Origin of the sequence: Evtepia gabavorous, from assembly GCF_003425665.1 — a bacterium.
Taxonomy (GTDB): Bacteria; Bacillota; Clostridia; order Oscillospirales; family Oscillospiraceae; genus Evtepia; species Evtepia gabavorous.
Genome location: NZ_QQRQ01000003.1, coordinates 101,093 through 114,071, shown reverse-complemented (window position 1 = coordinate 114,071; position 12,979 = coordinate 101,093). Strand labels below are relative to the sequence as shown.

At 52.1% G+C, this 12,979-nt stretch carries 14 protein-coding genes; 8 read left to right on the top strand and 6 right to left on the bottom strand.

Going from position 1 to position 12,979, the window contains the following annotated elements; all coding sequences use genetic code 11:
- Positions 1-282 precede the first annotated feature (282 nt).
- On the top strand, positions 283-1,605 hold the full coding sequence (locus tag DV520_RS03175; protein WP_117141768.1) for a replication-associated recombination protein A: 1,323 nt from the start codon (positions 283-285) through the stop codon (positions 1,603-1,605).
- A 42-nt stretch (positions 1,606-1,647) separates the two neighbouring features.
- Complete coding sequence (locus DV520_RS03170) at positions 1,648-2,103, top strand: DUF5131 family protein (RefSeq protein ID WP_242984636.1); 456 nt, start codon at positions 1,648-1,650, stop codon at positions 2,101-2,103.
- A gap of 192 nt (positions 2,104-2,295) precedes the next feature.
- Here the strand turns inward: DV520_RS03170 and DV520_RS03165 are convergent, their stop codons facing one another.
- The 4 genes from DV520_RS03165 to DV520_RS03150 all read right to left on the bottom strand — a co-directional run bounded on the left by DV520_RS03165 (position 2,296) and on the right by DV520_RS03150 (position 5,402).
- On the bottom strand, positions 2,296-3,615 hold the full coding sequence (locus tag DV520_RS03165) for an MATE family efflux transporter (protein WP_117141767.1): 1,320 nt from the start codon (positions 3,613-3,615) through the stop codon (positions 2,296-2,298).
- 79 nt (positions 3,616-3,694) lie between these two features.
- The gene (locus DV520_RS03160; protein ID WP_117141766.1) at positions 3,695-4,267 is read right to left on the bottom strand and encodes a TetR/AcrR family transcriptional regulator; all 573 of its coding nucleotides are present in this window, start codon (positions 4,265-4,267) and stop codon (positions 3,695-3,697) included.
- 77 nt (positions 4,268-4,344) lie between these two features.
- On the bottom strand, positions 4,345-4,725 hold the full coding sequence (locus DV520_RS03155) for a DUF4363 family protein (RefSeq protein ID WP_117141765.1): 381 nt from the start codon (positions 4,723-4,725) through the stop codon (positions 4,345-4,347).
- Complete coding sequence (locus DV520_RS03150) at positions 4,722-5,402, bottom strand: DUF421 domain-containing protein (RefSeq protein ID WP_117141764.1); 681 nt, start codon at positions 5,400-5,402, stop codon at positions 4,722-4,724. The genes DV520_RS03155 and DV520_RS03150 overlap by 4 nt, the downstream gene beginning before the upstream one ends.
- A 165-nt stretch (positions 5,403-5,567) precedes the next feature.
- Here DV520_RS03150 and guaA point away from each other — a divergent pair, with 165 nt between their 5' ends.
- Positions 5,568-7,109 (top strand): glutamine-hydrolyzing GMP synthase, encoded by a 1,542-nt coding sequence (gene guaA, locus DV520_RS03145; RefSeq protein ID WP_276875121.1) that lies wholly within the window; start codon positions 5,568-5,570, stop codon positions 7,107-7,109.
- A gap of 115 nt (positions 7,110-7,224) precedes the next feature.
- On the opposite strand, the gene DV520_RS03140 is transcribed toward guaA, so the two are convergent.
- A complete protein-coding gene (locus tag DV520_RS03140) occupies positions 7,225-8,298 on the bottom strand; it encodes a site-specific integrase (protein WP_117141762.1) in 1,074 nt (357 codons plus the stop codon).
- 42 nt (positions 8,299-8,340) lie between these two features.
- Positions 8,341-8,946: a helix-turn-helix domain-containing protein gene (locus DV520_RS03135; protein WP_024724398.1), complete on the bottom strand. Its 606-nt coding sequence runs from the start codon at positions 8,944-8,946 to the stop codon at positions 8,341-8,343.
- A 203-nt stretch (positions 8,947-9,149) separates the two neighbouring features.
- On the opposite strand from DV520_RS03135, the gene DV520_RS03130 reads away from it, so the two are divergent.
- The 5 genes from DV520_RS03130 (at position 9,150) to DV520_RS03110 (ending at position 12,979) form a co-directional block, all read left to right on the top strand.
- Positions 9,150-9,353, top strand: a complete 204-nt coding sequence (locus DV520_RS03130; RefSeq protein ID WP_117141761.1) for an ICEBs1 excisionase — start codon at positions 9,150-9,152, stop codon at positions 9,351-9,353.
- A complete protein-coding gene (locus DV520_RS03125) occupies positions 9,343-10,515 on the top strand; it encodes an AAA family ATPase (RefSeq protein ID WP_117141760.1) in 1,173 nt (390 codons plus the stop codon). Before DV520_RS03130 ends, DV520_RS03125 begins: the two co-directional genes overlap by 11 nt.
- Before the next feature lie 196 nt (positions 10,516-10,711).
- Complete coding sequence (locus DV520_RS03120) at positions 10,712-10,870, top strand: hypothetical protein (RefSeq protein WP_476737629.1); 159 nt, start codon at positions 10,712-10,714, stop codon at positions 10,868-10,870.
- 396 nt (positions 10,871-11,266) lie between these two features.
- Positions 11,267-12,529, top strand: a complete 1,263-nt coding sequence (locus tag DV520_RS03115) for a plasmid recombination protein (RefSeq protein ID WP_117141759.1) — start codon at positions 11,267-11,269, stop codon at positions 12,527-12,529.
- A gap of 174 nt (positions 12,530-12,703) precedes the next feature.
- A complete protein-coding gene (locus tag DV520_RS03110; protein WP_058117816.1) occupies positions 12,704-12,979 on the top strand; it encodes a hypothetical protein in 276 nt (91 codons plus the stop codon).

Genomic DNA, 12,979 nt, shown 5'->3' with positions numbered 1-12,979 from the left:
TCTCCGTTATTATAGCACACTCTGCAAAAAACGGGAGAACTGAGAGAAAATTTTTTTTCGTTTGTTCGCAGATTTTTTTGCCCCTTTCCCATACCTTTTCCGTCAAATTTCTCGTTCTTCCTCTCTTTCCCTTCCCTCCGGTCCCATGCCAGCCCGCAAAAACCATGGAATCCCCTTTCCTGGACTGGATCAGCGACAAAAGAAAGCCCGTTCTATTGAAGCTTCTCAAACTCTGTGATACCATAAACAAATACCAAGCGCAAGCAGAAAGCAGGACCCACCATGGAACAAAATACCTTATTCGGGCAAGAGCCCCCTCGTCCCCTGGCTGCCCGACTCCGCCCTCAGTGTTTAGAAGAATACGTCGGGCAAACCCATCTCTTGGGGGAAGGCAAGCTCCTCCGCCGGCTGATTGAAACGGATCAGCTTGCCTCTATGATCTTCTGGGGGCCGCCCGGTGTGGGAAAAACCACTTTAGCCCAAGTGATTGCCCATGCCACCAAAGCAGAGTTCATTGCATTCTCGGCTGTTACCGGCGGGATTAAGGAGATCCGCGCCATTATGCAGCAGGCGGAGAGCAACCGAAGATTCGGAACCCGCACCATTGTATTTGTAGATGAAATTCACCGGTTTAACAAAGCGCAGCAAGACGCATTCCTTCCCTTTGTAGAAAAGGGAAGTATTCTGCTTATCGGGGCTACCACGGAAAATCCCTCCTTTGAAGTCAACGGCGCTCTGCTCTCCCGGTGCAAGGTCTTCGTGCTCCACGCTTTAACCTCAGAAGAGCTTGTCCATCTGCTGAACCGGGCCCTGCAGGACCCCCGCGGCTTTGGGGCTCAGCATATCCTCATCGAGCCGGACATGCTGGAGCACATTGCCCGTTTTGCCAATGGCGACGCGCGAATCGCCCTATCCACCCTGGAAATGGTGGTCCTCAACGGAGCGGTCTCCGACAATACCATTACAGTAACCAGAGAGACCCTGGAACAGTGCACCGCCCAAAAGTCCCTTCTCTACGACAAAAATGGAGAGGAACACTACAATCTGATCTCCGCCCTGCACAAATCCATGCGAAATTCTGACCCGGATGCCGCAGTTTACTGGCTGGCCCGGATGCTGGAAGCAGGAGAAGACCCCCTTTACGTCGCCCGACGCCTGACCCGGTTTGCCAGCGAAGATATCGGACTGGCCGACGCCCGTGCCTTGGAAATCGCTGTGGCTGCCTATCAGGCCTGCCATTTCATTGGAATGCCTGAGTGCTCTGTTTTCCTGACCCAAGCTGCGGTTTACCTCTCCCTGGCACCCAAATCAAACGCCCTGTACCTGGCCTATGAACGTGCCAAACAAGACGCCCTGACCCAGTTGACGGAGCCTGTCCCCCTAGCACTCCGAAACGGGGTCACCAAATTGATGAAGGACTTAAACTACGGCAAAGGCTATCAATACGCCCATGATACCCCGGACAAGCTCACCACCCTACAATGTCTCCCAGACACTCTGGTGAACCGGGTCTACTATCAGCCCACAGACCAGGGGCAAGAGGCCAAGTGGAAAGCTCGCCTGGAACAGATCAAAGATTGGAAACACGAAAATCGGCATGCATGACATTTGGAATCCTTGGCACGGCTGTCATAAGTACAGCGAAGGGTGCCGGTACTGCTCCATGGACCAGAAAAGCGGCCGGAGCGGCGCAGATATCTACCGGACAAAAATTCCTACCCGCTCCAAAAAGACCGGCGGGGCCAATACAAAATTAGGCGTGGTGAAATGCTCTGGGTGTGCATGACCTCCGATTTTTTCTTACCGGAAGCAGACCCATGGCGGGATGATGCCTGGGATATGATTCGCATGCGACCAGATGTCATCTTTTTCCTCCTAACCAAGCGTCCCCAAAGAGTATCCGCCTGTCTGCCGGAAGACTGGGGCAACGGTTGGGAAAACGTATTTTTTCACGTGGCTTGTGAGAACCAAATCCGAGCAGAGGAACGGATTCCCTTTCTGCTCTCCCTCCCCTTCCGTCACAAGGGCGTCTTCTGCACGCCTCTCCTGGGGCCCATCTCCCTGCGCTTCCAAGCCCATTTGCAATGGATGCGCGGACTGTAAAGTCTGCCGCGCCATGTAAGGAGAAGTGTCCCACTGAATGTTCCTATCGTTCTGTCTCATCATCCGTTCTCAGCCTTCCTTTACAGAATGTGTATCCACCATGGGCGGCAGCGGTCTGTTCTCTTTGTCTACCTATCTGACCATGTCCGCTTTGTCGGCATCCCTCGCAGCTTTTTTGCTGCGAAAGACGGATTATATGGGGCTTTTCTTTCTGGAGGCCAATCCCCTGGCAAGCAGGCACGCCGTTACCACCGCTGCCACATGGCTACACAAAACAGCAGCCCATATCCCATTTAGCCCGGCAGAGGAGAGCAGACAGGCCAACGGAATCCGAATGATTAAGTAGTACAGTACCATGCAAAGCATGCTGTGTCCTGGATGACCCATCCCATTGACTGCCCCCAGAAAACAGTTGGTTTCCATATTGAACAGATATCCCACACTGACCACCTGGAAATATCCGGCCACCACTTCCGCCACAGCCTTACTGTCTACAAACAGTTCAGACAAAGGATGAGCCAGTCCCACAACACCGCAGGAGAGAATGATCAACAGACCTCCGCCCCAAAGCAAAGCCGTTTTACAGTATACCCACGCGCGATCACGGCGTCCGGCCCCTATACACTGACCCACAATCGTTGTCAAAACCATTTGAAAGGACATCGCTGGATAGAAGAGAAGAAGCTCCAGCTTCCCAGCCACGCCATACGCCGCCAGGGCGGTCACCCCAAAACCGCTGACTATCGCAGTAAGCACACTGGTGCTGATGGCAGGAATACTTTGCTGAAACGCCGCTGGAAGGCTTTTTAAGCAAATGGTGCCAAGCTCCTTCCCGGACCAATCAGCAGCATGGAAAGAAAACAAGGCTTTCTTTCTCAGATAACACACCATAAACCCCAAACAAATTCCCTGAGACAAAACCGTCGCCGCTGCCGCGCCCTGCAATCCAAATCCGTGAATCAACAGCGGGTCTAACGCGCCGTTGAGTACAGTACATACCAGCATGGCCAGCATCTGGAACACCGTATCCCCAAAGCTGCGCAGCACAGCGGCAAAATAACAATAGAGATAAACCGCCCCATACCCAATCAAATAAATCCTCAGGTAGAGACAAGTCATTTCATACAGCTCCGATGGAACTTGAAGAAACCGAAGCAAAGGGGATACCATTCCCTCCAATAATCCTGTCATCCCAAGAGAAAACACAATACTTAAAATAAATGAAGTAAACAGGATGGTTCGGGTTCGTCGTGTCTCCCCCGCCCCAATGGCCTGAGAGAGCAAAATAGCAACCCCGTTGGTCGCCCCCATTGCGATGGAATTGAGCAGCAAAAGGATTGGGGTCGCCGCTGTCAGCGCCGCGTAGGCAGACTCTCCCAGCAGGTTTCCAATCCATAGACTGTCCACCAAATTATAGGCCATGTTCAAAAACATCGCCGCCATCATCGGCAGCACCATGGCAAACAAGCACTGGCTGGGATTGCCATGGATGATATCAAAATTTTTACTCATATTTTTCTCCTTTTTTGAATGAATTTCATTCATTTACTTGCCGAAAAGAGTCCCAGCCCAAAAAGAGCAGGGTCTTTGCTTAAAATGTAGTCAGCAGATGGATTAAAAATGCCTTGACGCGGCGTACTCTCTCCTCTCCACTGAGCGTTTGATTCCATAGAATGCCCAACTGTCCATAGACACAAAAAGAGGCGGCCGTCTCCGGGTCTGCAATCTGGACCTCTCCCCGCTCATTGGCCTTCTCCAACAACTGTTGCACCAACGGCTGAAGTTTGGCACATATCGCCATGGAGAGCGGCCCATGGAGCTTTTCGCTCTCCGGCCCATGGCAGAGCTTGGCAATGGCACTGTCCTCCGCCTCGGTTTCCAGAAAGGTCGGCATTTGTTCCACCACTTGGACCAGTGTCAGACCTGGTTTTCTCAATACGCTGGCGATCTGATCCACTTGCCGCTGGGCATATTGATCAACAGCTGTCTGAAACAACGCCTCTTTGGATGGAAAATAGCGGTAACACAGTCCCTGTGCCACCTGCATGGCCTGGGCAATCTCGGTCATCGAGGTTTTTTCATAGCCCTTTTCCCAAAAAAGTTTCAGGGCCGTATCTAAAATTTCTTGCCGGCGTTCTGTGGGATCCTTTGTAATCCGCGACATGGGAATCCCTCCTTTTTGAGCTCCTGCTAAGGATACACCGCATTCCGCTCCTTGTCAATGAATTATTTTCATTCACATTAGAAAAGATTTCCGGCGGATATTGTTTCCAGCCCACACATTGCCTCCAGCTTGCCACAGATCCGGACACTCATTGCCGTGTACTCGCCCACTTCCCGATCCCATAAGAATCCTTTTGCCTCCTTCAGCAGTACAGTAACCTCATCAATCTCCTCATGAAACTGTACAAACCGAAGATATGACACATTACTCTGCCAATGCTCCTGTGCCTTTTGGGTCAGTGCCTCTGCCTTCTGCCAGTCCTCCTCCCGCGCCGCTGCAACCGCTTGGGACAGGTCTTCCCGCATGGGTTCCGTCAGCTGATGCACATGGACCATGTTCCAGGACAGAAGGAGCACCATACCAGCTAAGATCGCCACAGAAATCCAAAGCTGCCTCAAGTTTTCTCCTCCTTCTTGACAAAATATACATTGTCGGCTTCGTCCACGGTCATCAGAAACACCTGGCGGATGTCCTGAACGCCCCGGCTTCCCATCTGCTCCTTCACCCACCGCATAGACAGATTCCTGGTTTTTAAGTTGTGGGAGAGTACCCGGCCATCGCTGACCACAATCACCGGCAGTCCGGCTTCCTTCACCTTCAGCCCCATGTCTCTGACCGTGACCGGCTGATGCTCAGCGTAAGGCAACACAGAAATGCGGCCCGTGGTCTCCAGCACGGCATACTTCACCGTGGAGAGGTCCGTAACCCCTGCCATGCGAAGCTCTTCCATCAATTCATCCACAGTGAAGCGGTTCTTCACCATTTCCCGGGTTAAAATCTTCCCGTCCTGGATCACGATGCTGGGTCTGCTGCATAAGAGTGCCCGAAACCGGATGCTCTTCACCGTCAGCACAGACAGGATCGCGGACAAGCACAACAAAGTTAAAATCGGAATAATCCCCATAATCAAGGGAATTCCAAAGTCCTGCATAGGAACCGCCGCCAGGTCCGCAATAATCAGGGAAAGCACCAGTTCGGAGGGCTCCAACTCCCCGATCTGCCGTTTCCCCATGAGGCGGATTCCAAGGATAATCAGCAGATATAAAATAATTGTCCGGACCACAGCAGTAATCATGCCTTCTCCCCCTTTGATCGTCCCATTCTTTGCCATAGCATGCCCTATCATTTACAAAATATGTAACCAAAAGATACAGAGATCAGGCAAACCGGACTTGTAATTCCTACTGACGCGCAGTACAATAAAACATCATCATTTTACGCAAGAGAAAGGATGGTCCCTGTGAAACACGAGCTTGTCCTCGTCTTGGACTTTGGCGGGCAATACAACCAGCTCATTGCACGCCGGGTTCGGGAATGCGGCGTCTACTGCGAGGTAAAACCTTATACAACCCCCTTGGAAGAGCTGAGAGCCATGGCACCAATCGGCATTATCTTCACTGGCGGGCCTAACAGCGTTTATCTGGACACCGCCCCCCATGTGGATCCTGAGATCTTCACCTGGGGCGTTCCCATCTTGGGTATTTGTTATGGATGTCAGCTGATGGCCCACAGCTTGGGCGGTGAGGTTTCCCCCGCCCAGGAAGACACAGCCCGGGAATACGGAAAGACAGTCACTTATTACGACACTACCTGTCCCCTCTTCCAAGGAATCCCGTCAGAGGGCATCTCCTGGATGAGCCACGGGGATTATATGGCCCAGGTTCCTTCCGGCTTTTCTTTGACCGCCCATACGAAAATGTGTCCCAACGCCGCCATCGCTGACATGCAGAGAGGCTTCTACGGCGTACAATATCATCCAGAGGTCAACCACACAGAATATGGTATGGAAATGATCCGCAATTTTCTCTATTCTGTCTGTCACGCCAACGGCGACTGGACGATGCACGATTTCTGCCAATCTGCCATTGCCGCCATCCGAAAAAAGGTGGGCAGCGGCAAGGTCCTGCTTGCTCTTTCCGGCGGTGTGGACTCTTCTGTTGCCGCCGCACTGCTTGCAGAAGCAGTGGGAAATCAGCTGACCTGCGTCTTTGTAGACCACGGCCTTTTGCGTCTGCACGAAGGAGACGAAGTAGAGGCCGCCTTTTCCAAGTGGAACCTGCACTTCCGCCGGGTCAATGCAGAAACCCGTTTCCTGGGCAAACTGACAGGTGTAGAGGAACCAGAACAGAAACGCAAAATCGTTGGCGAAGAGTTTATTCGGGTCTTTGAAGAGGAGGCAAAAAAAATCGGTGCCGTAGACTTTTTGGCACAGGGCACCATCTATCCCGACGTAATTGAATCCGGGACGGGAGAAGCCGCCACCATCAAGAGCCATCACAATGTCGGTGGCCTGCCGGACTATGTAGATTTTAAAGAGATTCTCGAACCGTTGCGTATGCTTTTTAAGGATGAAGTCCGTCAGCTGGGGAGAGAACTGGGACTCCCAGAATATTTAGTCAGTCGTCAGCCCTTCCCCGGGCCAGGTCTTGCCATCCGCATCATCGGAGATGTCACCAAGGAAAAAGCAGATATCCTTCGCCTGGCCGATTTCATCTTCCGAGACGAGCTTTCTAAATCCCGGGAAGCCCAAAATCTTAGTCAGTTTTTCGCCGTTCTCACCAATACCCGCTCTGTGGGCGTCATGGGCGATGGCCGTACTTATGACCATACCTTGGCCCTTCGCGCCGTCACGACCGATGATTTTATGACCGCTGACTGGGCCCGTATCCCCTACGATATTTTGGACTGCATCAGCACGCGCATTGTAAATGAAGTTCCTGGGGTCAATCGGATTGTATACGATATTACATCCAAGCCCCCGGCAACCATCGAGTGGGAATAAATATTTAGTGTTTTTGGAATCCTGAAAAGCGTTGGTAATACAGCGTTTTTCAGGATTTTTCTTTTTTAGTGGCTACAAATTGGCTACATTTGCAGCGATTTTTGTAGCCAGAGGCTCACGGCATGATGCCGTCAAGCTGTCTGGCTACCTCCACCTGCTTGTTGGGGTACAGGTGGCTGTACGTGTCCATCGTTGTCTGCACCTTTTCATGTCCGAGCCGCTCCGCGATCAGCAGCGGTGAGAAGCCCATCTCCACCAGCAGGCTGGCGTGGCTGTGGCGAATATCATGCACCCGAATCCGCTTCACACCTGATGCTTTGCAGCCATACTCCATTTCGTGATACAGAAAGCTCTTGGTATAGGGAAAGAGCCGGTCGTCCTTTTGCAGTCCGTAGCAATGGGACATATACTCCTGCAAACAGGTGCAAAGACCGTCGGGAATGGGGATAGTGCGGATGCTTTTCGGCGTTTTCGGAGTGGTGATAATATCCTCTCTGCCGAGGCGCTGATAGCTCTTGTTCACCGTCAGGGTCTTCTTCTCGAAGTCGATGTCCGACGGTGTGAGCGCCAGCAGTTCTCCCTCCCGGATCCCCGTGTAGTACATGGTCATAAATACCGTGTAGCTGGCAGGCCGGTCTTTCATGCTCTCGATAAAGGTCTGGAACTCGTCCTTTGTCCAGAACAGCATCTCGTCGGCTTTCTTCTTGCCCATGCTCCCCGCCTTGTGGCAGGGGGTTTCTTTCAAGCCATAGTATTTGACTGCGTAGTTGAAAATCGCCGTGAGCTGGTTGTTGATGCACTTGAGATAGGTCTGGGCGTAAGGCTTGCCATTTTCATCCCGATAGCTGGTCAGGGAGTTCTGCCATTGGCGCACATGAGTGGGCTTGATCTCGTTCAGCGGGATTTTCTTAAAGAAAGGCGTTACCTTCAGGTCAATCAGCCATTTCTTGCTGGCAACGGTGGAGGGCTTGAGGCGGTGCTCCATATCCTTGACATACAGGGCGATGAAGTCACCGAAGGTCATGCCGAGGCTGCCCGTGGATTGGCTGATAAAGTCCCGTTCCCATTGAAGGGCTTCCTTCTTGGTGGCAAAGCCACGCTTCTTCTTGTGGATGGTCTTGCCCGTCCAGTCCGTCACGCGGATCTGGGACATCCAGCGACCGGTGTCGCCGTCTTTTGTTACTGACATTTTTACCTCCTTCCCTCAAGAATCAGGCTTTGATGGGGTTATTTACTCATTACTCTCGTTTTTACCGTATTCCTTTTCCAAAAGCTCTGTCCGTCTTGCAATTAGTTCATCACGGTCAAGTTCTTCCGGCTCTGTGCATTTGACTGCGTTCGCGGCATAGTATGCAAGCGTCTGCTCCTTCCAGCGCTTATATGCTGCCTGCGTGGAGTTATAGGCGCGAAGCTCGCTGCGTTCGTCCTCCCACTGCTCAAGGAACAGGCACATATCGGCGTTGAACTCTGCCATGCTCTTTCCGTCAAAGGAAATGGAACATTCCCACTGCTTGCGGCGGGGTGGCTTCTGCACGTCGATCTTGAAGTCGATGCCTTCTACCGTTTCCAGCTTAAAGAGAAAGTCCATCACGTCGGAAAGCGTTCTGATCTGCGTTGTACTGGATTCGTAGCCGAGGATATAGGTCGGCGTTGAATCCAACAGGTCGGCAATCTGATTGACAACGGCAATCGACACTTCGATCTCTCCAGTTTCGTACTTCTGTACGGTGCGGAGAGATTTTTTCAGCATTTGTGCCAGTTCGGTCTGGTTCAGCCCCTTGCGTTTTCGGAGCTGCTTGATTCTCTGCCCAATGGCGGGATAATCGAAATTGTCCATATCTGATTCACCTCGTCCATATCATATCACAGAATAAAGCGAATTGCAAGTACATATTTTTATTTTCTAAAGGCTTGATAAATGCACCTTGTGTGCGTATAATAAAATATGTACTCAGGGTGCGTATTTCGGAGAGGCTGGAGAAAGGGGGATGAACAAAAGATACGCAGGCCGAGGCAGATCACATTGAAACAGGAGGTACTATGAGAGCACAGTTTATCACAGCGTCAGAGGTGGCAGAGATCATGGGAATCAGCCGCAGCAAGGCGTATCAGATCGTCCGGGAAATGAACAGGGAGCTGAAATCCCAGGGCTATCTGACCGTAGCCGGAAAATGCCCTGCCCAGTATTTCAAGCAGAAGTTCTACGGCTTCCAGATTCCCGGAGGTGAGCGTAATGACGGATAATGAGAAAACGACCGCCCTCATCCCATCTGTTGGCGCAGATGGAGGGCAGCCGCCTCACAATTCAACTAACCAGAGCATACTACATGAAACCTGCGAAAGCAATCCCCCAGAGGGAAATATTGAGGAAATGCGCGAGAAAATCCGGCGCATGAACGACCCACATTATCTTCATACCGTTTCCATGACAGAGCTGTATCAGACCGCCTACAAGAGCAGACCGCCCGTCATAGACGGTCTGCTCTACTCCGGGGCATATATCCTCGCAGGAGCACCCAAAATCGGAAAATCATTTCTGGTAGCGCAGCTTGCCTACCATGTCAGCACAGGGCAAAGGCTGTGGGGCTATGAAGTCCATCAGGGTACGGTTCTGTACCTTGCACTGGAGGATGATTTCCAGAGAATCCAGAGTCGAATGTTTATGATGTACGGCGTGGCGGATACTGCCAGCCTGCATTTTGCAACGGCAGCAAACAAAATCGGAAACGGTCTTGACGAGCAGCTTGAGAATTTCATAAAGGAACACCCCGACACGAAGCTGGTTATCATTGACACCATGCAGAAGATCAGAGAAGCTGGCGGCGAGGCTTACAGCTACGCCAGCGACTATGAGATCATCGGAAAGCTCAAGCGTTTTGCGGACAGGCACAGCATTTGCATCGTTACCGTTCATCACACAAGAAAACAGCCAGCCGGAGACAGCTTTGAAACGATCTCCGGCACGACGGGACTTCTTGGTTGTGCAGACGGAGCACTCCTGATGCAGAAGAAAAAACGGACAGCATTGGAGGCCACGGTCGATGCCGTGGGGCGAGATCAACAGGATCAGATTCTATATCTGAAAAAAGATGCCGACACGCAGATATGGAGCCTTGAACGGACGGAGAACGAGCCTTATCAGGAGCCGCCCGACCCTGTATTGGATACGGTTTCCCAGCTTGTTTCCTCCGAAAGCAGAGAATGGGCAGGCAGTCCGACCGAGCTTGCGGAAGCGGTGAATACGGGCATGGCGGCAAACGCTCTCACCAAATACCTGAACGTAAAATCCGGCAGGCTGCTGGACGAGTACCATGTGAGGTATGAGAACAGGGCCAAGCACTCCGGGCGGCAGGTGAAGCTCACCTATATGATAATCGACAATGTTGAGTACGAAGTAATCGACTGATGAAAGCGCGACGACTGCGACGGTCGCGACGGTGGAAATGATGCCATCAAAGCAACCGTCGCAATCGTTGCGACCGTCGCGGATAGGAAAGGATAGGAAAATGAAAAGCGTATAAATCCCCTATGATCTGTTCATCGACCTCGCCATGTATCATCTGCGGGGCGAAGACGATTATGAAGAAGAAATCCGGCAGGGCTTGGAGCAAAAGCTCGACGCCATGCTGAACCGGCAGATCTATTCCCGGTACAAGACTGCTCCCACCGAAGAAGAACGGGAGCAGGCGCGGCAGGAGTATCTTGACCGGCGTGGAGTGCCGCAGAGCTACCGATGGACTACTCCTCCTTGGGAACTGTGACAGGAGCGTGCCACGCTCCTGTTGCTGGCAGACAAGGCAAAGCATTAGCTGACACAGCCCCTCGCATCCCCGTCCCCATCGAAAAACTAGCAGATTTTGAGATGGATGGCGGAGAGGATTTTCAAAATTCTCTCTGCCTGTGGGCGGCAGCGTTGAAGCAAATTTGATTGCTGAAAGGCTGGCGGTCACGCCGTGGATTTTGCAAAGTGGGTACTACTTGCAAGCCACGGCAGAGGCTTCCGCAGAAGCCGCATACCCCGTTCCCCCTCGGAGAGCCCACGATACTTTGCAGCCGCAGGTTGAAAGTATCATAGTGGGTTATTACACTTCCGCAGAAGTGCTCCCTCGAAAGCTGCCCCCGTCCTGCACAATCTGAAATCAGGAGGTAAACTGCCTATGGCAAGAGGCGACGGTATTCACCGTACCAGCGCAAGAAATATGAGGCTGACGGCTGCCAAAATCGGCAACGCGCAGCAGCACAACGAACGGGAAAAGGAATCCTATGTCAATCAGGATATTGTCCCGGAGAGAACGCACCTCAATGTCCATTTCAAGAAACCGACCGCCGGATATGCGGAGATGTCTGAGCAGTTGAAAAAGGACGGGATCATCTCCACCCGTGGATTGAAAGAGGATGCCTTTCTTTACGGCGAGCTGGTCTTTGACGTAAACACCGCCTATTTTCATAATCACGGCGGCTATGACTTCGCAAAACAATTTTACACCGATGCTTACAAATCCGCAATAGAAATCGTCGGCGGTGAGCAGTACATCCTTTCGGCGGTCATGCACGCCGACGAGCGCAACCGCGCCATGTCCGACGCGCTGGGGCAGGACGTGTACCACTATCACCTTCATGTGGTCTACATTCCCGTCGTGGAAAAGCAAATCCTGTGGTCGAAACGCTGCAAGGATAAATCTCTGGTGGGGACGGTCAAGGAAACGATACAGCAGGTCAGCATGAGCAAGAAGTGGGATTCCAAGCCCGCACTGGACGAAAACGGAAAACCGCTGCTGAACGCAAACGGAAAAACTGTGCTCCGAAAATCCTATTCCGTTCTGCAAGATGATTTCTTCGCCGCCATGCGAAAGGCAGGGTATGACGATGTGGAGCGAGGCGAACGCGGCAGCTCCGAGGAACACCTGACGGTGACGCAGTTCAAGGTGCAGCAGGAACAGGCGCGGCTGGCAGAATTCACAGAGCAGAACCGTCAGCAGGAAAAGCAGGCAGCAACGCTTGGAAGCAAAATTGAAAAAATCCAGAACCAGCGGGTCGATGTGCGGTCTATCGAAAAAATCGTGGCAACGTCCATTCCCTTCTCATCCAAAGTTGCCGTGGAGCGTGAGGACTTTGGCCGACTTTCCACTCTGGCAAAGAAGTACGTTACAGCAGAGAAAAAGGAATCCAAACTGCAAAAGGCGTTGGATGCGGCAAACAAACTGATTGCAAAGCTCAAGGCTGAGATTGACAGTTTGAAACAGGAAATTTCTGATTATAAGTCTGTCCACAGCAAGCTCCGTGCGGCAGAATTGGAGCGTGAAAATACGGAGCTACGCGGGAAAGTCCGCAGCTATGAGGATGTAATTCAGCGTAATAATCTGTGGCGATTCTTCCATCCGCGCAGAGAAAAAGCGGTCACGAGGGACGAAGCTCGCTGATTCCTGTGTAGAGCCGGAAAAAACGCATTTTATCGAATGGGAGCGCGTCGGACAGGGCAGACATCGTCCGGCGCGCTCCTGTTTGAAAATCGCCATTTTTCCCAAGTCAAGAGCCGAAGAAAATCCCCGAAAAACACCCCTATTGAGTGACAGAGCCGCAGAAAGGATAAGCCTATGAGAACTGGACTTACCAAGCAGGAAAAGACCACCGAAATCTATTTTGACGAGAAAGACCCCACCATCTTCATCCGCACCCACAACACCGACCTCAAAAACAGGCTGACCGCATACAGCCGCAAACACCCTGCCGTCTGCAAGCTGACGGACGTAGACCTGGACACGGGCTACAAGGAATTTGAGATTGAAAAGGGACGCTTCTCTTTCCGGCTGACCGCCCCATACAGAGAGGAACGCCGCAGGGCGGCAAGCGAAGCGGCGAAAAACGAATAA